Raw genomic sequence first — 23008 nt, 5'->3', positions numbered from 1 at the left:
CATATGGAAATCTCTAATAGTAATCCATGCTTTCTGACTAGTTTCAGGCAATAAAAAAAGCACTGTCCACACGGAACAATGCAAAATAAAAAAGTTGTTATTACTTTAAATACTGCGTATTACCTAATATTTATTCTCAGCTGTCATTTTAAGATTTAAGATGATAATAATTATTTTTGCTGATTTTTACTTTTGCTATCATTTATTGCCTTCTTGATTCGATTTAACATAATGTCATCTTTCATATCTACTGGTTCTGCTTTTGTGATTTCCACACACCTTGTACCTTTTTCATTAAATAATTGATATTGAACTTCATAAAGTGTACCAGCTGCACGAAAAATAACACTAAAATCTCCTGTGTTTCTATAAGGTACATCCATTACCGCTGATTTCAAATCCGACATAATGTTATCTATCAAATCATCAATACCATTATATGCCAGTTTCCACTTCAACCATCTATCGTTCACAAAATTTACTGAATTCACTGATGGTTTTTTCCACTTAAACAAATTCAAAAGCATTATCCCTCCCTATCCTTTTTCCTCATCCTACTTTATTCAGCTTCCACTACCAAACAAATTATTTCATCTTCCTTTATTTTACACAAGCCCACATTCTCTTGACGGTTATTTAAAATGTCTTTTGTTTAAAGGAAATCATGAATCCCACCTATCTTCCTCTAATATTTTATTTATCCTCATACTTAATAATTCCTTCTGCTTTTCTTCTCTTACATTATAAAAAATATACAGAAAAACAATCAGTGAAATTATAGCACAGAGGAGTAATGAAAATTTAATGAAATTAGGCCAAGACAAATTAAAAGAAATAGCTGCCAATATACTAAAACCGGGATAAGCACAAATCATGCAGATTGATAGTTTTTCCCAATAGCCTACATGTTTTACTAATTGCTTCTTTCTTCTAGTTTCCATAATACTCACCCTTTATAAATAAAATGAAATGTCTTTCAAATGATGGAACCACTTACATTACTCTTTATTTAAAACGTCTTTCATTTGAATCTTCAACTAACACTCGCTTCCTATTTTCGATATAATCAAATATTTCTTGATGTTTGATAGAGTAAAATTCTATATGCTTGATTCCTTGTAACATTTTCCTGTGTTCTGCTGCTAAGCTATTTGTTGTTATAGCTAGTACTTTTCGTCCATCTAGTTGATATTGTTCTTTGCGGTATTGGTTAATATTATAAATGGAAACTAGGTCACTATCTAATAAATTGACTAGATATTTCTCCTCTTCTTCATGTAAAACGATGTTCGATAGTCCTTTATATTGCTTTCTTACCAAGGGGAGCCTTTCTTCAGTTACATCTACTATTTCTTTTTGCTTAATAAAATCTATAAACTTTGCATTATTGTAAAAAGCTCGAAGGTATTTTTTAGCAAATGACAGTGGAAATAGCTTTAAATGTCTCGATGTCAACATGGCGTCTTTGTAATGACTAAATCTATCCACAACCTGTTGATAACTATGTTGCCCTTGCACAAATATCATATAATTGTTGGTTAACCTTTGTTTATCCATAGGGTTAATAGCACTGTAACTCTCAATTTCTTTCTGAATCTTAACAAGTGTCGGCTCTGTAACACTTTCACGCAGCATATATATTAAAAATTCCTTACCATCTGGATCTCGCAGCATAGCTTGTAAACTATCACCACGGTTTAGTTGATACTCATTCTTAAGAGTACGACTGTCCTTAAACGTCCAGTCGAATGGTTCTAGGTCAATAATCAAATCATTAGTTAGCAGTACATATGGTAAGTGTCTTTTGGTTGGCAGCTGATGATGTGCCTTTCGTACAATTGTAATACCCTGTTTTCTCAAGCACGAAATTCCAATTTCGCTAATCCGGTGGTATACACCCTGACTTCTCTGTTTATTCTTATATCCACTAATAGGCTCTGTAATAATCCAACCGGTGTTTCTTAATCGAGCTATTTTTTTATAAGCGTACCACTCTGTTAAGTTATACCTCTTCCTGATTTGGTCTGTTGACATCACCCTCAGTTCATATAATCCTTTCAAAATTTCGATATCGCTTTCTTGTATTCTTTTTACAACCATCGTTTTGTATCACCCCCATTGTTTTGTGGTGGCTGTTATGTCTCCTCATTGTTGCACTGCTTGACACAATGGATCGTCATAACTTCTGTATTTTTTGAGATTTAATTAATTGTAAGAATATAACTGGAAAAAGGTTTAAATCAAAATTTTTATTAATATTTTATATCCAATCTATTGGATTTTTCATATCCAAATTAACCGTCTATAAAAACGCTTAAATTGGATACAAGTATATATTCAACTTAACATTGAATTTCATATCCAAATGAACTTTGTTATTTCCAAAAATCAGGGTCATATTCTAAAAATTTTTCCTCATTGTATTTAACAATCTCATCAAAAGGATAAGGTTTTTGAATAAGGTTATATCTGTTTTCTTCAAGATAATTTATAAAATCTAACTTATTTTCAGCTGCAACAACATATACTTGGACGTGATCCGTAACATCCCGAAAACCCGAGATATCTAAAGAAATATTTTTCCAATTGTCATCTAGAATAACTCTAGAATAACGCAACGCATCCAGAAGATATTTATGGTTTCTGTTGTCCAGATCTGAGATTACCCCGTTCGAGAAATAATGTTCAATGTAGATTTTTGCTTTTGAAAGCGGCAACTCACTATCACTTTCGTTATAAACGTTAAAAGTACAATGTTGAATATAAGCTTTAATCTTTTCAATCAAATCCTTATCACTCCAATCGTTTAAAGGAAATGACCCTTCAAAAGCGAATTGATATACCTTATACCCATTAATAGATTTGGGCTGATGATAAGGAGTGGTATCTTGTTCTTCTAGAAATTCATACTTCCTTGTTTTATGGACAGTTTCTAGCAGATGAAACTTAAATCTATCTAAATCTTTAATAATATTACCTATCTTATCCTCGTCTATATACATAATCTTTGTCTCCTTCATGAAAAATCATTTGTATACAAAATAATGACCATCAATCCCTTACAAAATAATGTATAAGAATAAAAGGTCATTAAAAATGTATACAAAGATATAGCATAAAATAATAAATTTCTTATCATGTATACATCATTAATTCTAGCTTGAACATATAGTTTGATTTATCAAGCTTTATCTTTCATTTTAAATGTATACAGGGAATAAAATAGCCGTATACAAGAAACAAAAAAATCTGCTCAAGTTGTTGTTCTAATAAGGAATGCATTTGTATACATTATGGCTCCTTTAAAAAGATGTCTTTTTAGCAATAAATAAAATGTATACATATAAGAAAAAAATGTGTAGAATAACTTAGTTTATCAACGCTTTCAAATAGTATACTTATTAAAAAGCGTATGCTTCGCAATTTGATCCACTTGGGTTAACATCCATATCAAAATCCTGTAAATAATCCATTGGGTTAACCGGATTACCATTTTCCCTGATCTCAAAGTGTAAGTGAGCCCCCTGACTGGCTCCAGAATTTCCGACCTTACCGATAACATCACCTGCTTTCACTTGCCTAACAACACTAATACCCGGTTCTAACAAATGAGCATAAAGAGTTTCAATTCCATTTCCGTGATCAAGCACAACAACATTTCCGTATCCTCCATAGCCACTTCCTTGTTCTCCGTACATGGACACAGATACAGTACCATCCATAAAGGCTACTACATCATAACCATTAACCTTTCCAGGCGCTCCTGCAGTTATATCTATTCCGTTATGATTTTTGCCCCACCTTGATCCATAACAACTGGTTATAAAATTAGCATTAGGTACAACCCAGGCTTTGTCGCCTTTTAAGGAAATATTGTTTCCTTGATTTCCCATATAATCAACCGCTACAAAATTGTTTTTATAGTTATTCATAAATCTTGTTACATCATTTACATATTTATCACTATGATTATATCCCAATATAGCTCCTTCTACAGTGCCCTTATCTTTATAATGTGATGCTAAAAGGTTAGCCATACTAAATATGGCATCTTCAATATCCCACATGTCAGCTACCCCATCACCATTTGCATCTACACCATATCCACCATTTTTTTCAATTAGTTCTACATCTTTCTTTTCACTCTCAGACATATTTCCTTCTCCCAGACCTTCACAAGTAGGGTGGCTCCAACCAACCCAGCTGCATGGCATAAATTGAGCATGACCTTCAGCACCAACGTGACTAATCATCGGATCTAATGTAGAAAAAACAGTCTCTACTCGATGTATTGCTGCTAGTAACTCCCAATCTAAATCATATTCATTTGCTGCTTCTTGATATAAAGGGATATATTGTGCCGGAACTTCATTGTCTGCAAACGAAGCTTCTCCACCCCAAGTGTATTGCCCGCCTCCGCCTCCCATTTCCGTCTCTTCTTGATCCATAAATAAAACGGCAAAAATGGTAATTAGGACAATTCCAAGTACGCCTATAACTATAATTACTAAACAACCACATCCCAAAATTATTTTTTTCACGGTAACTAAGTCACCTCATTTCCATCAAAGAATTAAAAAAGAAAAGAAGTCATTCAAATGAATACCTCTTTTCTAACTAATTTAAGTTGGAAAGTTAATAGCAAGATCATCAATGATATAATCGCCATCAACCTCTTTTAAACGGATAATATAAACATCAGTAACCTTTTCTTTTTCCCCATCATGAATGCTTTGTACTCCCTGTATTCTTGCTGCCCATGTAATTCCTTTCTCTTGTGACGGGTCCATTGAGCTGGGCTGATAGATCTCAAGACTTTCAAATTCTCTGTTTAAACCATATATCCAAGTCATTTTACCTTCATTGTATTCTTGCTCTAATCTTTCATAGAGCTCTAAAGTCATAAAATCTTTTGCTTCATCATAAAACTTCATTGGTTCATCACCATCAATATTGTAGATAATCTCAATAAATTCTTCAGTTGTATTTTGAGAAGCATATATTTCATCTTCTGTATAAATATCTTCATAAGAGGGCGGGCCTTCCTCATTAAACATATCTTCCTCTGATATATTTTCCCCATCTTTCGGATCTTCAAGCTCTTCCCATATTTCTCCTTCTTCTAACTGCTCCAATTCTTCCTCAGCCGGACTAGGTTCTTCCATAACATCATCTATTCCTTTATTTGGATTTTCTTCATCATATCTATACATATCATCAACTAAATCACCATTTTCTGTACTATCAGCTCTCTCTTGTTCATTTTCTTCATCTGAATTATTACTGACCCAACCGACAATGATACTAATAATAATTAAGAGCACAAGTAAGACCATTGCCGTATAAATAGCAATGGTCTTTGCTTTATTTCTATCTAATCCTTTCAATAGCCTCAACTCCTTCCTGTCTTTATTCCTGATTATCAAATCCTTCTTCATCAGGTGTATTCAGTTTAGTGTATGAATTTTCTGAATCATCGTAATCACTAGATTCTGATATATCAACTTTGTTAAACTCTTGACGCCTGTTTTCATATTGCTCCTTGGCCTCATGTTTTACCTGGTTATTAGACTGATTTGATTTGAAATCATTCAAGGAAGTTTCGTTGTCAGGTTTCGGCTCTTTAATAGATTCCTCCATTTTAAATTCCTGTGTTGCAGTCGTTTCCGGAGGAATATTGTTCTTTGCCCAAGCTTTTTTCTTCTGTAGTAAAATCTATATTATGATTATCTTCATTCTTGCTTTTCGAAGATTCATTTGAAAAATTTTCTAAATCGGAATAATGATATCTTTCATTTTCAGGTACATTCTCCATTTCATGATAATTACGTTTATAATTGTTATCGAAATCATCAGGATCACTTTCATTTTTCATATCTTGCAGATTTTCTCTTTCTTCATCCCTTGGCATATTTTCCAAATGTGTTAAAGTTGTATTATTTTCAGGCGGTATACTATCTTCCATATTAGCAGAGTAATTTTCTTCTTGCTCCAACAATGGCATATCCTCTGTATTTGTATATAGTGTATTATCCTGTTCTGTCATTTCATCCATATTTTCATATTCTAATCCATTATCATCCGGCATATCTTCCAATTGAAAATACGATAGATTATCAGCTAATTTTGTCTGTTGATCATTTGAATCTATAACCTCCTCTTTGGGATCATCACATGCACATGGGTTTTGACCACAAGTTGGACACTTTTCATCCTTATCATTTTTATCCGTACTGTTTTTATTACAGACACAAGGATTCTGGCCGCATTTCGGACATAGGTCTTCCTTATTATCAGTGAAATTATCTTTTCCAATGAAATCTTCTCCTTGCTGATTTTGTTTCTTTAGTTTGACACCATTACTTTTTTTATCATCTTGTTTTCCGTCTGCCATCTGAGAGTACATTTGATGCCTTCCAATGGAACCAGCCATTGCAGCATAGTCACTACCAGAAACATCACCAGTTGTACTTTTACCAATCAGATTGCCAGCTTGAGCACCCAACGCTGCTCCTTGCAAACCTCCTGTAGCTCCACCTACAGCTGCTCCTGTTACTGTTGCTGTATTTTGGATGCCCTTTTTTAGTGGGTCCGAAACTTGTCCAGCACCATCACGTACATCTGAAATAAAGCTATTGCTTTTAACGAAAATACTACTAATTCGTTTTCGCAAAATAAATATCAATGCAAATAGTACGAGGTTTGCAATTCCAGCAGCCAAATAATAGGCAAGTGGTGACCCCTGTCCAACTGTTTCATCTAATCTAAAGTTAAGTTGGAAAAGCACATCACTCATTGCAAAAACCATTAAAGCTCCAAATGATAATAAGATTTTTACAGCTAATGGAATCACTAATTCAATAGAATACTTTTTCAACACATTAAACATACCTGGTATCGCACCAAGTAAAAGAGCAAATGGTGCAAATAGAGCAATTAATAAAAACCAAAACTGTACTGCAATTAATGCAAACGCTAATCCCCATACAAAGAATCCCATCAACCCATTAATCCCAAGATAAATCGGAGTAAAGGCAATACGATTTGTTACGTTAGAATACGTAATAGCAGTATTCCCTTTTGCTTCAAATTCATCTTGTAAAATTGCTAATCTTTCATCGCTATTCGGTCTTTCCCTCAACAATGACCCTGCGCGTTCTTTAGTGAGTATATCGTCGCCAGCTTCATCTATATCTTCTATTAATTCTGTTTCCCCATACATCATATAAAGATATGGTCGATCGACAAACATGCCCCATAAATTATCTTGCATCTGAGTTTTTAATGTATCTTCAGATAAACCTGTCGGAGCTTCATCATCTTGTGGAACAGGTTGCGTTGGATCATGATATTCTTCTTCATTATCAGAAATACTCTCCCCTGATAATATTAAAGCGCTAAGTTCTGTAGTCACTTGATTTATCCCTTTTAGAAAAGGGGCATAATTTGTAAATAACAAGATTGCTAGAGTCAGACATAAAGCTGTTTGTAGTATTGTTCCTAAAGATTTAAACATTGATTTTTTAAATAAAAGAATAAACACTGCATATGCTATTGCCAACACAGTAACAAAAATAGCTAGATTTCCAAATACACCTGACGTTTGAAAATTTCCAGTAATTGAAATGCCTGATATATTTCTCATAACATCGCTTATTTCATTTATGATTATATTTACAAACTCAAAATCGTAAGCAAAATCAACTGCCCAAAGCATAAAATTGGTTAGCATAATATTAAATTGCAATCCAAGATTTGCGAACCAATTAAAAATAATTGTGATTTGATCTCCCGCTGCTTCCATCGTACTTGTTAACCAATCCCAAAATCCGTTTCCCTGTTCACCATCTTCAAAAAAATCACCTGGTTCATCGGGTACAATATCTAAATAATAATAGGTATAATCTTCATCTTTATATTCTCCATAATTAGTCGACTCCGCTGAAAAAGCTGATACAGAATGAGAGAAAAAAAAGAGACCTATCAAGATAAACAAAAAAGAAGCACTACAGTATTTTTTCATGGCAAAAAAAATAACCCTTGCTAATTAGCAAAGGTTAAATCTTTTTCCTCCTTTCATTATTAAATTTTAAAATCCATAATTATCTTCGTCTTCTTCGTTTTCTACAGGGTGAAGTCTAACACCGCTTTGTTCCATTTCTTCAGTCTCAGAAGGATCAATACCTACTTCACTACTTGATATGATACGAACTTTCCATTTGCCTTCGGGGCTTTGTTTTGTAGCTAGAAAATTATTAGAGTTGTTCCCAAGTTCATCTAACGGGGAAACATAATATATAACTTCTCCAGTTTCTTCATATGCGTTGGCAAGCCTTATCATATCGTAATCCTCGTTATCTTCAAAATTTCTAAAAATATCTTTGTCAAAACCAATACGTCCTTGTCTCGGTGTATCTTTAATTTCACCTTTATAGTTATCTTTAATTTCTAAAAATTTTTCTGAATCAATAAGTTCTTCTAAATCTTCATCTATAACCATAAATGCGATAGGTTTCTCTTTATCTGAGTTACCTAAACTTGCAGTTTCAAGAAATTCCTCTTGTTGCTTTGGAGGCAACATCTCATACAAAACAGGTACATTAAACTCGTAAAAAGCTTTATAAAACTCTAACGCAGCCTCATCTGCTTCAGCAAAAACTGTCTCTAAATCTTCTGTTTCTGAATCGGCCTCCTTAGTATTACTATCTGACACAGGTTCTTCATCCTCATTCGAATTTTCATTAGAAGTTCCACAACCTACTAAAAAGAGTACTAAGAAAATACAAGCTCCGTACTTGAATAAGCGTGATAATGAGTTCACATCTTATCCTCTCCTTTTTTAAATTAAGAGATACGTTCCTTTTCCCGTTCCCTTTCCTCCCGGGTAGCCGTAGAGGTATCAAAGGCGTCAAACAAATCTTGAAATACAGGATTAATTTTAACAACTGCACTTCTCCCATATATATCTTGGAATAAAGCTTCTCCACGTGGAAGTTTTTTAATTATTTTAACATTTTCATCTGTTACTGGCAAATTAAGATAATCCAGCATTTCTTCTGCTTCTTCCGTTTTTCTTAAGGCAAAGGAAAATATCATTCCCATATTAGCTACATCTTTCCCGTGGTCACTCGCATTTTGTGCTCCCTTAATTAATGTTGTGTTGTAATAGCGTCCCATACGAACTATGAAATCTAACAGTTCAGAACCCATCGCATTTTTTTCAATGGCACTTGCTTCATCTTGCAGAATAAATTTATGTCGAGAACGGTCTGAATTAAACATGTATTGCTTGGCAAATGCAGTAAGAGAAATCATAATCGCTTCAGAAATTTTATGGGTCGCTCGAAGTTTTTTTGTCTTATCCGTCGGTAACTTCAAGTTTTCTACCATCAAAACTTGAAGTGGAACATCCGCATGTAATACTCGATAGTCTTGTCCAACTTCTCCAAACAACAGGTTTGCCAATGGGTCTCGATTTAATGTCTCCAAAATGCTCTTTAAACTTTCAACAGAACTATAACGTTTCACAGTTAAATTATCTTTCTCAAATTCATACATTTCTTGAAGCGTTGTAATGATTGCTCCAATACAAGGGTCATCAGTACTTGCTACTTCTTCGGTTATTTCACTCAAAAGTGAATAACGATCATCTTCAATTTCGATATTGGCGAGATATGAGAGAGTATCCATGCAAATATCTTTAGCTTCATCTATCGTAGTAGATGTCCGAAATGGATCAAGGCTGCCAGCATCCTTTCTGTCTGCACCAAGCGTCCATACAGAGATATCTTTAGCCGGGATAAATGGTAATCCTTTTTTCCAACCTTTTCGGTCGCCTTTAGGATCTAAAACCAGACCTTGTGAACCTGTTAATACAGCTAAATATGCAAACAAATTCATGAAAAAACTCTTTCCTCTTCCAGTCATACCTGCAACTAAAATAGACAAAGAATCCACTTCCGTATTTTCTATGGCTTTAGCAGCTAAATCCGGCTTAATAAACAATGGTTTATTAAAATGCTTTGTATATCCGAGGAAAATCCCTCTATTATCCCCTACAAAAGAAGTTGTGCCAAACATCATCCCAGCAATAACGCCAGGTGCCACCAACATTTCATAGTCTTTGTTTATTTTTTTTGACCCAGGTATTGTCTCCATCATCAAGGTGATTTGTTCTCCAAATGGAGCAACTAACGATAACCCAAAACGATTAATTTGATTAACTAAACGTTCCACACGACTATCCAATTGTTTTTTATTTCTAGCAGTTACCTTAACGATGAAGGAACAAGCATAAGCGGGTTGTGCAGTTTTCTTAAAATAATTCTCCATTCTTATAGCACCCGACTGGGAATCTTTTACGTCTAAATCAATGTCTTCGCCGCCTTTGTTCGCTTCTCTCCGTTGGTCCTTAAATTCAAGCAGCTTATTGCTTAATTTTTTCTTGATATAATCATTAGGCTGATGGTGTGCACGGATAGAAATGGTTACAGGAAATCCAAGATTAGACTTCAGAAAATGAATCCACTCTGATCCGGGGTGTGCTCTTTCATTGTCCATATTGCAACAAATTAGATGTTGCGTGAAGAATTCCTTTTCCTCATTATTAATAATTTTAGCTAACTTTAATGTTTTAGGACCAATCTCCTCAATAGCAGTGTCTTGTAATGATAGAAAATATTTTGTACGAGGACGAATCGCTTTGTATTCTCTATCTCCATTTTCTGGACTATCAAAGCCATGAATCTCTTCTCCTGATTGAAAGACCTTAGGAATATTAATATCAGTATAATTAGATGTAACTGCAAAATTCTTTGCAATAAGATAAATCAAATCATTTGTCTTTGTTGCTTTTACTCTACAATTAAATGCATTAGATAATGCATTTTGAAGAGAATCAGCCTGGTCCTGATAAGCCAAGATTTCATCCTCTAAAATATCATATGGTTCTAAACCTACTGCCGAATAAACCGGTGATTTCAGTCCATCTGTAAAATTTTTTGCAGCCATAATAATATTATTGCCAGTGTTCGGCGACTGGTATTTATTTAATTTTGTGTTTAGCTGCACCCCAATATAATCTGCATATTCACTTGTATCTGACATCTTGCTTTGTTTAGCAAGCGTTGCTTTTAATTGTTTCATATAGGCAATACCGTTTTCTTTTAACTCGTAGTTTAATGTTTCCATACTTTCTATAGTTTCATCAACAATCGTTTCAACATCTGTTGGTGTTGGGTCAGAATAATAATGTAAATCGTGTTTATGGTTCACCAAAAACCCCATTTGGTTTTCAAATGGGGTCATTTTATCCATGTTATTAAGAAACGCATAATTGTATCCTTCCAAATTAAAATAAGCCCAAACCTCGTCATCCACTGTGAATATAAGATTGGACTCAATGTGTTTTGCAGGTAATTCCAATATATTCTTCATTAAATAATACTCCTTTCTCCTCTATCTGAAGGTTACATATTCTTTCTTTTTCTTTACTTTTTGGCTATGCGTTTTTGTTTTACTTAATATGGTATATTTAGAAAACCTATGCTCTCTGGGCTTTTTAACTGCTTTCGTTCTTACATAGACTACTTTCTTTGATTTACGATAATAGTAGTAAAGGAAAGATTTGAAAAAAGAAAATGGAGATCTGCCTTCCGATCCTATATCTACTAATAACCAAGCTAACAATATAGGTATTGCAATTAATACAGCTGGCTGCATCCAGTTAATTAACCTATTTAGAATAGGAATGAAATACCAAATTAGAATTATGCCACCAAAGGTAAAAAAATAAATAACACCTTTTAAAGGCAGTGGTCTTTCTAAGCGCAGACCAAAAACTTGATATAACTTTCTATCAAATTTCAAAAAATTATTAAGAAAATATAGAGATACATACCTTTTTTCTTCTTCCTTCTGTTCTCTAGTCATAGATTCTCCTCCCCTGGAAAAATAAAAATTGGTGAAAATGTTATGTTAAATGAACACCTTCACCAATACTTAAAACTAAACAAGGGTTTAATTGTCACCACCGATATTCACTCTATCGTTAATCCACTCGGATAAATCAAGTAAAATATTAGGGTTTGTAACAAAAATACCAATCACTGCAAAGCCGATAATAGTTGCACCTAACATAATCCAAGCTCGTTTATATGCGGCAACGATAACTAAGATAATAAAACCGATAATCAATAAAATCTCAACTTGATCGACGATCCAATCCTTAATTCCTTCCAGGCTCATGTTGCATCACCTCCTTTCAAGGTGATAAAAAAGCATTAAAAAAAGAGCGATGACTCACATCGCTCTCAAGTACGAAATTTTTATTCTTCTTTTCACTCACCGGAAATATCACCATCTTCTTCTACCTCTGTTTCTTGCTCTTCATTTTCATCCTCTTCAAGCTCTTCTATCGTTTCTTTATCGATTTCAGATTCTGTTTCAATCGTGTAACCGGTCATTTCCTCAATAACGGGTTCTGCATTCATGGATGAAATAATATAACGATTACCTTCCTTTTGAATTAGCAGGAGATATTCAAAGTCAAAGGTTACTAATGTTGCAGGTTCCTCAAAGGTGACAGTGCTTGCTACAATAAATTCATTATCTTCACGCCCTTGAAAAACGTCTGATGATATAACTTCAACAAAATTCATTTCACCGTTCATTCCAATTGCATCTGGATCATCAAGTACATAAGCTAAAATATCTTGCGTATCCGAAGCATAACTTTCAAAAAAGGTTGGTAGAAAATTAGAAATATTTGTCTCTTCTTCTCTGTTTTCACTATCTAATCCTTCTAAGTCTTCTGTCATTCCAGTATTAGCTACTGTTATCTCATTTTCTACATTGGTAAAATAGGGTGTGCTATAAACTCCAAAAGATTCACCATCAAACGCGACAGGGACAGCAATATATTTTTCTAATCGTTCTGATTCATTTTCTGAACTTGCATTTTTTCCACTCCCAGTTTCTACTTCTCTATCTAACGTTGCATTGATAGAGAGAATAATATGAGATTTATTAGCACTAATCTCCCTGATTTCTTTTAATGATGAACTATTATACGTCGCATTCCAGCCACTACCTACCAAATCTATATTTCTTGGTTCAACACCCAAAGCCAGATAAAGTTGGAGCCGTAAATCTCTATCTTCTAAATCGTCTTTATCCCACGTGAAATACTGTCGTGTGAAATCCATAGCAAACTGTATTGCCTCTGGTTGTGTAGTACTGTTTAACTCAAATGCTTCCCCTTCTTGCTCATCAAAACTTGCATTTGAACTGGAAGATGATATGACATTGATTAAAACTACTAAGAACATAAAAATAAATAGTATCCAAAAGGTAACAGCTCCTATTTTTCTAAAAGTATAAGCTCTTGGTTTTTTTACTCTTTCTTTTTTAGGCTTTTTGGTCTTCGAAGCTCTTTTTAAAAAGGTGAAGCCATTTTTTATCTTGGTAGACCATTTCTTCTTTTTCAATGGATGCACGTCCTTTCCAACATTTATAAATCTTACATTCTTTTACTCGATCCAATTAAAATAAATAACCCTGCTATAATAAGCAATGTTGGAATCGCTCCGTATCTAACAATTGACATATTATATAGAGTAACAACTTGCAATTTAACTTCCTCCCATAGCGGTTGTACAGCAGGAAATTCTTCTAACAGTATACTTCCTATAACAAGGAATAAAAAAATTCCCAGTACTAAACCCAGTAAAAACTTAAGCATGGTGATGTCTCGCCTCCATTTTGATATTTTCGATACATTGAGTTAATGCAGTTTCTAAAAGTTAAAAAATAACTATTTTCGAAAAGAAAGTTTTTTTGTCCATATAAAAAGCCCCAAACATTAGAATTATTTATCTAACATTTGGGGCAGTTAAATTATCCGATTTATATAATTTGTGTATTCTATTTTCTACGAAATGATTCAAATATCGAAAGTAGGAGTGTTATCACTACAAACTTTCTCATATTATTTTCTCTTTTGTGCTGTTGTTCATTATATTGATTAATGGACCCTTTATTTAAATGGTCAGCGTACAGCATAATCGCCTGTTGATCACTTTCTGCGAAACCATTTTTGATATGATCCATCATTATTTCCAGCTTTGGCTCTGTTTGATATTGGGCTGGAACCACAGAATGATTATCGAGTGCATCTTGTATAATCTTTAGATTGGATTCAATTTCCTCTATCTCTTGTTCAATCGCTAAGATTCTTTTAGTTCCTCGCTTTTTATTAAGTTTCACTTTAATAACACTGTATCCACCTAATAATATTAGTATAGTTGCTATAGGTAGCCAAAATGAATAAAGCAACACTAAAATGGTTAGTGGCAATACCTTTATAAAGTCCATAAAATTATACGCTTCTGATTTATTTAACACCATTAAAACAAACATTGCAGCAATGGCTATACCAATTATTTTTAATGATAAATGAACGAACTTTTTAAAAGAAAATGCTTTTTCGTATATAATATCATTAGCTTTCTTTTTTAATATTTTTATATCCTCCTGCCAAGCTTTCTTTAACATCAACGATTTATACGTTTGGAAAATATTCATTGTTGATTGATTCATTTCAAACACCTCCGAATATTTTTGTTCATATTTTATCAAAACAATAGTTTCATAAATCATTCAACTACAGACATATCGAATCCATCTTCTGTTACATACCCGTCTATACTCCAGATGTTGAGCTTTTTGTCTTTTGCATTAGCTTCAGCATCCCGAAATTCATTCAAATACTTGGTGTTCGGTTCAAATACATAACCAACACGAGCATACCCTTGTTCTATCATGTGTTGATTAAAATTCACGTCTTCCACCCATATATAAGCTAGTAGCCTATCATAATTATCTCTCTCTGGGTTACCTCTTTCCAAGGTGACTTTCTGGCCAATATCAAAATATGTTTTGGCATAATCCGATGCATCTTTTGCAAATAGCTGTTCTTCTTTATCAGGATGAGAGTTTTCAGGTGTGTCTATTAAAAGTAGTCTAACCGTTTCTTCTTTACCTTCTGAATCTGCTACAATGATTGTATCTCCATCAATAATCCTCAATATCACAGCCTCTTCTTCTGATAAGTTCTGATTCTCACCATCTAGGGAAGGAATACTATTCCCGATATCAGGAAAAGTATAATGTGTAGCTAGATCAGTAAATCCAAGTAGGATAATTACAACAACTAGAAATAGCGAGAATAACGTTCTCTTCATATTTTTTTCTTCCTATTTAAAAAGGATTTGGTCCCTTTTATTGATAAGACTATTATTCCTGTAAATAACAAGAACAATAATATAATAGATAGTATCATTATAATCAAGCTGATAATGACACTATTATTAGTGAACGATATTGCATAACCTGTTAAAAACAATAGGGTTTGACCAAGACATAAACCAACTACAATAATTAATCCGTTTAGAAACAAAATACCAGTTAAAATTAGAGGTACATCTTCCTGTTTCAATGTTTTTTGGGACATATTACAACCTCCTAAAATTCAACTCCAAAACCCGATATCAATGCAGCAGCTGTTTCTTGAGCTACCTGGTCACCTTCCTCCACATCATCATTATTCACCTCATATGAAGCAAATGAAGCGTTCTCAATCTGTTTCAGGACTTGTGAATGGTATTGCTCCTGAATGCCTTTCATTTCTTCCAGTTGAATCTGTATTTGCTTCATTAATTCATTCTGTTTATTTTCATGTTGGTAATTGTAAGCAAACAACAATAACTGTCTAATTGCTTCACTTTCATTCTTATACTGTTTGGCCAATTCTGAGATAAAGCAAGATAATTCTTCATCTGAATTTTTTAACCGGAAACTGTATTGCTTTTTCATAAGTTATCCCAACTTTTTACCTTTTTTTGCAGCGAATGTTGCCCTTGACAATCTCAAAGCTCCAATCGCATTTGCAAATTGGCTTTCATAAATTAATTGCAATCGATTATCAAAATAAGGTTGGATATCTGGCTGAAATAGTTCGCCACCGCCACCAGCCAAAAAAATAGCACCAAATAAATCTGCTTCATTAGACCAAATACTTTTCAGCCGATCTGAAATGTTACTAACAATGGATTCTTTACTAAATTTTATTGTTTCTTTAAAATCTATTTTCTCTCCTTTAAATAATAAATGCCCATTTTTTAAAATTTGCTTAATATATCTTTGATTAAGGTCGGAACCTCCTGTTTTACTTTTAAATGCTTGGTGTAAACTATTATGCAAATTTATGACACCCGCATCTACTGATCCAGATAATTTAGCAATTGGCGAGAATGAACCATTACTTTGAATTTCAACAACAATATAATCCGTGGTCCGGAATCCAATATCAATAAGAGCAATTAGATTTCCTTCAGTCATCAAATGAGGATAGACAAATTTCCCTTCATGGTTTATTAATGCTGTAAAAAGTGCTGTTGCTCCCTGTGGTAATACGAGAGCATTATCAATATTAATTGTCTTTTCTTGTCCAGCCAAAGGTCCTGATACCCAAGTAGTTACTGGGTGTATACCTAAAATGGACTCCCTAAAGGACTTTGACTGTGATTGGTAATAATCCAATGGTAAACCAGTTGCAATCTTTACAATATCCGAATCACTTACTAACTGGATTGCTGTATTCAATAGAATTTTTGTATGATTATTGCTAAAACGCTCTTTCTCAAAAATTCTTGTACTTGAAGATGATTCTTTTTCAGCTAGTTCACCTATAAAGTAGCTTTCATTATTCATTTTCAAGTGCATATTGTTAATATCATTATTTCTCTGACCAAAGGTGTTTGTTAAATCTACATTGTTTACTCCATCACCGACTACTGATGGGAAAATTGCCCTTTCTCCATTGCTTGCTATTACTTTTACATAACCGTAGCCAAGGTCAGCTGATACGATTGTCAATTTGAACACATCCTTTATTAATTCTCCCTTTTGCTGTATCGGGGTTATCTATTCATCATTATTTGATTTTTGAATAGCAATGATTATTTTATCTATTTCCTGTGATAATCTAATGACTTCAGGAGCATCGTAACCTTTTTGTTCAGCTAACTTTATCATCTCTTTCCTTTTTATTTCTAAAAGCTTGATTAATTCCATAACTAACTCCTTTCGTATTCTTGTTTTGTATTCTGAATACTTCATTTGTTATTTATCCCTCTATTCCTGAAAAAGCAATTGTTGGCTGGATACGAAGATTTAAACTACAATATTTATCTCAAATCCTTCCCAGCCAAGTTTTCTCATCAATAAATTAATAATCAGGTATAGATACTGAAACAAAGAAAAGATGATTGATATCTTTTATAAAAACTGAAAAATAATTTACGCTTTAATATATAGAGAGTGAGAAGAGATTACATATCCTAATTCCGATTAAAGCTTGGTATAGTGCTCTTTAAAAAGGATTTGTAGTGTGGCAATATTGCCACACCTATGTGGCTATTTAGCCACACCCCCAAACCCACTTTCCCATTCTTTTTTTATCAATTTCAGGTGTGGCTATTTAGCCACAAATAATATTTAATCAAATTAAAAACCCTTATACATCAAAGGGTTTCAAGCTAACATTCTGTCACATTTTATTTCTCATTTTTAAATAGGTATTTCTTTTATATAATTTCCCATACTCTTCAGCAGATTTAAGATATAATTTCCAGGATAACTTGATACCTTGTGACTCAAGTACATCAAATTCCATCACAAGTCTCGTTAATGTTGCATTTACTCTGTTTCTGTCACCTCTGAATATAATTTCGGGATTTATAAAGAAGGGGCGTTGACTAATATTTCGTTTATACTTTTTTAGTTCTTGAGCATTTACAAATTCAAAAAGAATCCCTTTCTCCAATAATTGCGAGATCGTTTTACTCAACCTTGTTCTTTCCCTTTTTAAGGTTGCAGCAAGTTCCGATACTGACATAAATTGTCCATCCGAATTAACAATTGCATTGGAATGTAACTCTACAAAAGGCATTAGCAAAAATAGAAGTGTATATTCTGCATTGGTAAGATGATTTGACTTAATTAATATTTCCAAATTTTCGTTGATGGTTTGCGTAAACACGGCTTTATTTTTCTGATTAATTTTATACAAAGAGAAACCGTGCGCATTTGCTCTACGCTCTAATTCATTTATATCTGATAAATCGTTATCAAATTTTTGTTTCTTGATTGATTCATCCAAAACTTTCTTCCTCTTTTACTAGAGCATAATTATAAAACCAATTGCTGAAGCTTAAAAATTTACACTCAATATGACCATTAATCAAAGCATTATGATAAATTTCTTTTAATCGATTCAAATCAAGATTTTGTTTGGCCAACCATTCATATAACAAAACTTTTAGACCAGCATTAGACTCTATTTCATTTGAAATGTGTCTTGAAACCCAATCGGAATCAAATTGAACATTAATTAGTTGTGGCATATTGATTTCCACCTTTCTCTTTAAAATTCATAATACGTGTTGCAAGTTTGCTATTTTTATTTATAACCTTATTATTCTGTATCGCTATATCCATAGCCTTCTGAGTTCCAATAAAGACCAACCGTTCTTTCGCTCTAGTCATTCCTGTATAAATCAGATTTCGCGCAAGCATGACATGATGATTTGTAGTGACGGGTATAATAACGACCGGAGCTTCTCCTCCTTGAGATTTGTGAATCGTAATTGCATAAGCTAAATCAAGTACTTTTAACTCCTCTTTTTTGTAGGTTACTAGCTGACCGCCAAAATTGACTTTTAAAATATCTATGAAATCGCCATATTCATTTTTCTCTTTCGTCATCACTTCAATCATCCCTAAATCACCGTTATATACCTCTTTCTCATAGTCAGTTCTAGTTTGAATGACTTTATCACCTTCACGGTAAAGCTTTTTTCCAACCTTCCATTCTTGCTTATTAGGATCTACAGGATTCAAAATTGTTCTTAACATTTCGTTTAGAGCAATGGTTCCAGCTTGACCTTTTTTCATTGGAGATAGTACGAGTATTTCAGACAATGAATATCCTTTTTCAATAAACCTCATCGTACATTTAATAATTAACTTTGCTATATTTTCTGGGTATTCCTGAATTAAAAAAAAGAAATCATCCTTTTCTTGATCAATTAAAAGTGACTTCCCTTTATTAATACGGTGTGCATTATTAACAATTTGACTTTCCATAGCTTGTCTAAATACTTCCGTTAGTGTAACAGTAGTGATGCCTGATGCAATTAACTCGTTAAGAACATTACCTGGAGATACAGATGGTAATTGATCAACATCTCCCACTACTAATATCTTTGTATCATTTGGAACAGCCTGGAAAAGATAGTTGGCTAAAGCTATGTCTACCATTGAAAACTCATCCACTATTAATAAATTACATGACAAGTGATTTTCATAATTGTACAGAGGTTTGTCTCCATAAAGCTTGATTAATCTATGAATAGTAGATGCTTCATGTTCAGTTACTTTTGCAAGATTTCTGCTAGCTCTCCCAGTCGGTGCAGCCAATTTAATATTATGATTGGGATACATTGCTTGATAAATATCTGTTATCGCTCGAATAACAGTAGTTTTTCCCGTTCCAGGTCCTCCGTTTAATATAGTAATTTGTTTTTCAAACAATTGTCGTATAGCCTCACGCTGTTTCTTAGCTAATACAATTTGTTTTTCTTTTTGATATTTTTCAATCGCTTTTTCTAAAAAAGGCAATGCTTCGCCACCCCAGCAGTCTTTCCACTTTAACATTTTGGAAAGCTTTCGAGCTAATTCGACTTCATGATAATATAGATAACTAGGGAAAATATTATCTTCTTCATTTACAATATAATTTTCTTCAGCTTGCATAATACTATTTTCCAAATCATCGGCTGTTACAATATCTGTTTCAGCTGTATTATGGTTTAATGCCAACAACGTTTTTTGCATTAGCCTTTGTTTAGAAACATAGGTGTGTCCTGCTTCAAAACATATCCTTTTGAGTACATAATGCAAACATGCTTTCATACGATAATTTGACGTTGGTAGAATCCCCATAGCCCTTCCGATCTCATCCGCTTTTTGAAAGCTAACAAGATTTAATTCAATCAAAATATATGGATTTTTTGTAAGAATCTCGACGGTTTCTGACCCGTATATCTTATATGCTTTGATAACCATATTGGCAGAAACACCGAACTTTAATAATCGAGACATTATGTCTTGCAATTCAAATGTAGATTTTACACTTGCCGCAATCATATAAGCTCTTTTTTTTCCAATACCTCTGATACTAGATAAACATGATGAACCTTGTTTTGTAATGATCTGTAATGCATTTTCACCCAGTTCTTTTAAAATGCTCCTAGCAACTTTTTTTCCACACCCTTTTATCATCGGAGAAGACAAAAATGTAATTACTTGTTCCTCGGTTTTTGGAAGAGATCTTTCCCAAAATTCTACTTTTAACTGCTTTCCAAATTTAGGATGTGTTTCCCATACACCCTTTACAACTAATTCTTCACCTTTATCTACGCCAAATATATTGCCAATAATTTTAATTGGTCCCTCCTTTGAACATAAAAGACCAATTATAAAATCTTCATTTTTAAAAAAGATTTTATCTAACTTACCCGCAATCTCTATCATTCCAATGCCACCTTCTTACTAAATATCAATAGTTTTAGTCGATCCACGAATGTACTGGATAATGGAGGTGAAGGCATCTTATCTGACCGAGGGTAAATTTTTTTGAATAGAGAAACTGGCAAAGAAATCGTTTCTTTTTTATTCTTAATAAACGCCCTTATTTTTTCAATAACTGTGGATTCTTTTAATTTATTCACTTCTGAAACAATATCTTGCTCAAGATTATCAAATTCTTTTAGGAAACTTTTTTCTTTCTCTTTATCATCTGTTTTATTAGCAGCATGAACTAATTCTTTTTTCTTCTTGATAATTTCCTTGTAATCTTTTACTACTTCAAATTCAATTTCAATCTCTGGCTCAATAGTAATTTCAAAAAATTGATTCATTTCTTCTTTAGGAATACTATATTTACTTGGAATGGCAATCACAGCTGGGCAATACTTAATTAACTGCCATAGAGTATTCGGTAAATAAAGCAAATCTGCTTTTAATTCAAGCAAAATATATCCTGGCAGTGCTGCTTTAATTTTTTTTGAATCCTTACGGATAGTATTAATGTGATTAACTAATTTAGTGATTTTTTCATAGAGCTCCTTTTTCATTTTCTTGCTTTCAAAGTCTTTATAAGATTTTAGCTTTTCATATTGTTTTTTCAAGTTACTTAAGCTTTCCTTTAAACCATCTAAATATAAGCTGGCACTAATATCTTTTTTATCAAGATTAGGGAAATCAATATCTGGGTTTATTTCACGATGACTTACATATTCTGTATAGCTTTCAAGGGCATAAACGGCTCTTAATAAACTTGCTTCATGACAATTTGTTTTTTTAAAAACGTGTAAAATCATTTCTTTTGCTTTAATTTCATGTCCTGTCTTTACTTGTACTGCAAAAAAAGTCATCATTACTCACCTCTCTTAAGCATGTAATTTTGGAACTTGTCAATTTCATGATTTTTCAAAATTTTTTAGCGATACATCCAACAATCAAACCCCAAAGTTCTAATTTAAAATTAGGAGATAAATAGATTAGTATTCATAATTGCTATTTTGTTTTAGACATTCATTGTTAGATGTATCTATTCGAAATTGGAAATCAGGTAAAATTCTCATCGATCACTTAAAAAGAACTTTGCTTTCTACTTTTTGAGGAATAGTTGAAACCATACAGCCAATATTCAGATCTCCAATATTTTTTATTGCTTGATCTAATTGACCACTGGTGTAAATCCCCATTGCTTCTAATGCTTTCTTCAGGTTTACTTCTTGCTTCTCTTGATGAGTCATATCGATCACTCCTGAAATGGAATTTATTTTATTTCCACAGGTTCCTTTATAGGAACTATTGGTTCAAAAAAAAGAGCATAAGGAATCCCAAATACTTCATACAAGGTTGTTACTTCACTTAATCTAAAATCTCCTCCAAAACCATTCAATCGTTTATTTAGTGTCTGAGGGCTTATATGAAGTATTTTTGCTATATCTTTTCTACTTATATTTTGTTCAATCAAATATGCCTTAACCTTAAAATAAGGTTCTCTATTTTTGCTCACATTATCACCTCCTAGGTTCCTTTATAGGAACACTTTCAATATATACCACATTTTTCCCATTGTCAACAACAAAAGTTCCTTTTTAGGAACTTTTTATTAAATTTTGTTGCTTTTAAGGAACTCATGATATAGAATGTCACTATAAGAGGAATATTGAGACAAAAAAGAGGTGCATCTATGAGTGTCTTTGGCGATCGCTTAAGAATTTTAAGAAAAAAAAAGAAATTAAGTGTTTTAGAATTAACTGTGGAACTAAATAAAAAATACGATACAACATTCAGTAAAAGTATGATATCGAGATATGAAAATGGAAAAACAGATCCAAAATTGGAGTATGTGCGAATAATCGCTGATTATTTCAATGTATCTGCTAATTATTTAATTGGGATTAGTGATAAAGAGAAACTTGAACCAGAAACTATTATTACTCATAATAATTCAAATGATTGGACAGCGGATTGGACGGAAGCAGAGCTACAGGCATTGGAAGATTTTAAAAGATTTATCCTAATGAGACGAGAAGAACGGAAACGTGAAGAACAGGAAAATAAAAAGAAAGGAGGCTGATTCACTTGGTGTGATTTAATGGAGAAAATCTCAATTAGATGACTAATATAATAACCATAGATGAAATGATTTAATTATTGACATAATAACTAATTACTCATTGTGTTAGCAAAGAATGTATAAAATGAAAAACTATACCTTTTCATTCGAGCCTCACTGTGTTTCAGGGGAGGCTTGATTCAAAATATCTTAATATTACGATAATTTATTCTTATTACATGCCCTAGGGGTATT

General features: G+C 33.0%; 26 protein-coding genes. 1 reads left to right on the top strand and 25 read right to left on the bottom strand.

Annotated features, from left to right (window positions below):
* Window positions 1-170 precede the first annotated feature (170 nt).
* From BN986_RS12530 to BN986_RS12415, 25 genes are all read right to left on the bottom strand, one after another.
* The gene (locus BN986_RS12530; protein ID WP_211198897.1) at window positions 171-491 is read right to left on the bottom strand and encodes a hypothetical protein; all 321 of its coding nucleotides are present in this window, start codon (window positions 489-491) and stop codon (window positions 171-173) included.
* A 514-nt stretch (window positions 492-1005) separates the two neighbouring features.
* On the bottom strand, window positions 1006-2100 hold the full coding sequence (locus BN986_RS12520) for a replication-relaxation family protein (protein WP_040980423.1): 1095 nt from the start codon (window positions 2098-2100) through the stop codon (window positions 1006-1008).
* Between the two features lie 275 nt (window positions 2101-2375).
* Window positions 2376-3020 carry a hypothetical protein gene (locus BN986_RS12515; protein ID WP_148417115.1) on the bottom strand — a complete coding sequence of 215 codons (645 nt, stop codon included), beginning with the start codon at window positions 3018-3020 and terminating at the stop codon, window positions 2376-2378.
* Between the two features lie 381 nt (window positions 3021-3401).
* Window positions 3402-4541, bottom strand: coding sequence for a peptidoglycan DD-metalloendopeptidase family protein (locus BN986_RS27365; protein ID WP_052400764.1), 1140 nt, complete (start codon window positions 4539-4541; stop codon window positions 3402-3404).
* 81 nt (window positions 4542-4622) lie between these two features.
* Window positions 4623-5387, bottom strand: coding sequence for a hypothetical protein (locus BN986_RS12505; RefSeq protein ID WP_040980419.1), 765 nt, complete (start codon window positions 5385-5387; stop codon window positions 4623-4625).
* 22 nt (window positions 5388-5409) lie between these two features.
* Window positions 5410-5640: a hypothetical protein gene (locus tag BN986_RS12500; protein ID WP_040980417.1), complete on the bottom strand. Its 231-nt coding sequence runs from the start codon at window positions 5638-5640 to the stop codon at window positions 5410-5412.
* Window position 5641: 1 nt separating this feature from the next.
* Window positions 5642-8023 carry a UbiA family prenyltransferase gene (locus BN986_RS12495; protein ID WP_040980415.1) on the bottom strand — a complete coding sequence of 794 codons (2382 nt, stop codon included), beginning with the start codon at window positions 8021-8023 and terminating at the stop codon, window positions 5642-5644.
* 66 nt (window positions 8024-8089) lie between these two features.
* Window positions 8090-8821: a hypothetical protein gene (locus tag BN986_RS12490; RefSeq protein WP_040980413.1), complete on the bottom strand. Its 732-nt coding sequence runs from the start codon at window positions 8819-8821 to the stop codon at window positions 8090-8092.
* Window positions 8822-8844: 23 nt separating this feature from the next.
* The gene (locus BN986_RS12485; RefSeq protein ID WP_040980411.1) at window positions 8845-11436 is read right to left on the bottom strand and encodes an ATP-binding protein; all 2592 of its coding nucleotides are present in this window, start codon (window positions 11434-11436) and stop codon (window positions 8845-8847) included.
* A gap of 21 nt (window positions 11437-11457) precedes the next feature.
* Window positions 11458-11931, bottom strand: a complete 474-nt coding sequence (locus BN986_RS12480) for a TcpE family conjugal transfer membrane protein (RefSeq protein WP_040980409.1) — start codon at window positions 11929-11931, stop codon at window positions 11458-11460.
* 87 nt (window positions 11932-12018) lie between these two features.
* Window positions 12019-12246 (bottom strand): hypothetical protein, encoded by a 228-nt coding sequence (locus BN986_RS12475; RefSeq protein ID WP_040980407.1) that lies wholly within the window; start codon window positions 12244-12246, stop codon window positions 12019-12021.
* Window positions 12247-12338: 92 nt separating this feature from the next.
* Complete coding sequence (locus BN986_RS12470) at window positions 12339-13487, bottom strand: conjugal transfer protein (protein WP_040980405.1); 1149 nt, start codon at window positions 13485-13487, stop codon at window positions 12339-12341.
* A gap of 32 nt (window positions 13488-13519) precedes the next feature.
* Window positions 13520-13741, bottom strand: coding sequence for a hypothetical protein (locus BN986_RS12465; RefSeq protein ID WP_040980402.1), 222 nt, complete (start codon window positions 13739-13741; stop codon window positions 13520-13522).
* Between the two features lie 182 nt (window positions 13742-13923).
* Window positions 13924-14598: a hypothetical protein gene (locus BN986_RS12460; protein ID WP_040980400.1), complete on the bottom strand. Its 675-nt coding sequence runs from the start codon at window positions 14596-14598 to the stop codon at window positions 13924-13926.
* A 56-nt stretch (window positions 14599-14654) separates the two neighbouring features.
* Window positions 14655-15242 carry a thermonuclease family protein gene (locus tag BN986_RS12455; RefSeq protein WP_040980878.1) on the bottom strand — a complete coding sequence of 196 codons (588 nt, stop codon included), beginning with the start codon at window positions 15240-15242 and terminating at the stop codon, window positions 14655-14657.
* On the bottom strand, window positions 15239-15511 hold the full coding sequence (locus BN986_RS12450; RefSeq protein ID WP_040980398.1) for a hypothetical protein: 273 nt from the start codon (window positions 15509-15511) through the stop codon (window positions 15239-15241). The genes BN986_RS12455 and BN986_RS12450 overlap by 4 nt, the downstream gene beginning before the upstream one ends.
* 11 nt (window positions 15512-15522) lie before the next feature.
* Entirely contained in the window at window positions 15523-15873 is a 351-nt protein-coding gene (locus BN986_RS12445; RefSeq protein WP_040980396.1) for a hypothetical protein, read from the bottom strand.
* Window positions 15874-15876: 3 nt separating this feature from the next.
* Complete coding sequence (locus BN986_RS12440) at window positions 15877-16935, bottom strand: ParM/StbA family protein (protein WP_040980394.1); 1059 nt, start codon at window positions 16933-16935, stop codon at window positions 15877-15879.
* A 48-nt stretch (window positions 16936-16983) separates the two neighbouring features.
* Window positions 16984-17133, bottom strand: coding sequence for an aspartyl-phosphate phosphatase Spo0E family protein (locus BN986_RS26710; RefSeq protein ID WP_148417114.1), 150 nt, complete (start codon window positions 17131-17133; stop codon window positions 16984-16986).
* 475 nt (window positions 17134-17608) lie between these two features.
* The gene (locus BN986_RS12435; protein WP_040980392.1) at window positions 17609-18220 is read right to left on the bottom strand and encodes a MarR family transcriptional regulator; all 612 of its coding nucleotides are present in this window, start codon (window positions 18218-18220) and stop codon (window positions 17609-17611) included.
* Window positions 18213-18464 carry a hypothetical protein gene (locus BN986_RS12430; protein ID WP_040980390.1) on the bottom strand — a complete coding sequence of 84 codons (252 nt, stop codon included), beginning with the start codon at window positions 18462-18464 and terminating at the stop codon, window positions 18213-18215. Before BN986_RS12430 ends, BN986_RS12435 begins: the two co-directional genes overlap by 8 nt.
* A complete protein-coding gene (gene recD2, locus BN986_RS12425; protein ID WP_040980389.1) occupies window positions 18448-20655 on the bottom strand; it encodes an SF1B family DNA helicase RecD2 in 2208 nt (735 codons plus the stop codon). Before recD2 ends, BN986_RS12430 begins: the two co-directional genes overlap by 17 nt.
* Window positions 20652-21557, bottom strand: a complete 906-nt coding sequence (locus BN986_RS12420) for a hypothetical protein (RefSeq protein ID WP_040980387.1) — start codon at window positions 21555-21557, stop codon at window positions 20652-20654. The genes recD2 and BN986_RS12420 overlap by 4 nt, the downstream gene beginning before the upstream one ends.
* A gap of 213 nt (window positions 21558-21770) precedes the next feature.
* The gene (locus BN986_RS27020; RefSeq protein WP_157037077.1) at window positions 21771-21941 is read right to left on the bottom strand and encodes a hypothetical protein; all 171 of its coding nucleotides are present in this window, start codon (window positions 21939-21941) and stop codon (window positions 21771-21773) included.
* Between the two features lie 23 nt (window positions 21942-21964).
* Window positions 21965-22207, bottom strand: a complete 243-nt coding sequence (locus BN986_RS12415) for a helix-turn-helix domain-containing protein (RefSeq protein WP_040980385.1) — start codon at window positions 22205-22207, stop codon at window positions 21965-21967.
* Window positions 22208-22384: 177 nt separating this feature from the next.
* Between BN986_RS12415 and BN986_RS12410 the strand changes: the two genes are divergently transcribed.
* On the top strand, window positions 22385-22774 hold the full coding sequence (locus BN986_RS12410) for a helix-turn-helix domain-containing protein (protein ID WP_040980384.1): 390 nt from the start codon (window positions 22385-22387) through the stop codon (window positions 22772-22774).
* Window positions 22775-23008: the final 234 nt, after the last annotated feature.

Source organism: Oceanobacillus jeddahensis, assembly GCF_000750635.1.
GTDB classification, from domain to species: domain Bacteria; phylum Bacillota; class Bacilli; order Bacillales; family Amphibacillaceae; genus Oceanobacillus; species Oceanobacillus jeddahense.
This window is presented reverse-complemented; position numbering and strand designations above follow the sequence as displayed.

Bases quoted from the DNA above. Each gene is read 5' to 3' on its own strand.
- BN986_RS12520 (WP_040980423.1), bottom strand. From the start codon at position 2,100: ATGGTTGTAAAAAGAATACAAGAAAGCGATATCGAAATTTTGAAAGGA.
- BN986_RS12515 (WP_148417115.1), bottom strand. From the start codon at position 3,020: ATGAAGGAGACAAAGATTATGTATATAGACGAGGATAAGATAGGTAAT.
- BN986_RS12500 (WP_040980417.1), bottom strand. From the start codon at position 5,640: ATGGAGGAATCTATTAAAGAGCCGAAACCTGACAACGAAACTTCCTTG.
- BN986_RS12495 (WP_040980415.1), bottom strand. From the start codon at position 8,023: ATGAAAAAATACTGTAGTGCTTCTTTTTTGTTTATCTTGATAGGTCTC.
- BN986_RS12485 (WP_040980411.1), bottom strand. From the start codon at position 11,436: ATGAAGAATATATTGGAATTACCTGCAAAACACATTGAGTCCAATCTT.
- BN986_RS12480 (WP_040980409.1), bottom strand. From the start codon at position 11,931: ATGACTAGAGAACAGAAGGAAGAAGAAAAAAGGTATGTATCTCTATAT.
- BN986_RS12475 (WP_040980407.1), bottom strand. From the start codon at position 12,246: ATGAGCCTGGAAGGAATTAAGGATTGGATCGTCGATCAAGTTGAGATT.
- BN986_RS12465 (WP_040980402.1), bottom strand. From the start codon at position 13,741: ATGCTTAAGTTTTTACTGGGTTTAGTACTGGGAATTTTTTTATTCCTT.
- BN986_RS12460 (WP_040980400.1), bottom strand. From the start codon at position 14,598: ATGAATCAATCAACAATGAATATTTTCCAAACGTATAAATCGTTGATG.
- BN986_RS12455 (WP_040980878.1), bottom strand. From the start codon at position 15,242: ATGAAGAGAACGTTATTCTCGCTATTTCTAGTTGTTGTAATTATCCTA.
- BN986_RS12450 (WP_040980398.1), bottom strand. From the start codon at position 15,511: ATGTCCCAAAAAACATTGAAACAGGAAGATGTACCTCTAATTTTAACT.
- BN986_RS12445 (WP_040980396.1), bottom strand. From the start codon at position 15,873: ATGAAAAAGCAATACAGTTTCCGGTTAAAAAATTCAGATGAAGAATTA.
- BN986_RS26710 (WP_148417114.1), bottom strand. From the start codon at position 17,133: ATGGAATTAATCAAGCTTTTAGAAATAAAAAGGAAAGAGATGATAAAG.
- BN986_RS12430 (WP_040980390.1), bottom strand. From the start codon at position 18,464: ATGCCACAACTAATTAATGTTCAATTTGATTCCGATTGGGTTTCAAGA.
- recD2 (WP_040980389.1), bottom strand. From the start codon at position 20,655: ATGATAGAGATTGCGGGTAAGTTAGATAAAATCTTTTTTAAAAATGAA.
- BN986_RS12420 (WP_040980387.1), bottom strand. From the start codon at position 21,557: ATGACTTTTTTTGCAGTACAAGTAAAGACAGGACATGAAATTAAAGCA.
- BN986_RS27020 (WP_157037077.1), bottom strand. From the start codon at position 21,941: ATGACTCATCAAGAGAAGCAAGAAGTAAACCTGAAGAAAGCATTAGAA.
- BN986_RS12410 (WP_040980384.1), top strand. From the start codon at position 22,385: ATGAGTGTCTTTGGCGATCGCTTAAGAATTTTAAGAAAAAAAAAGAAA.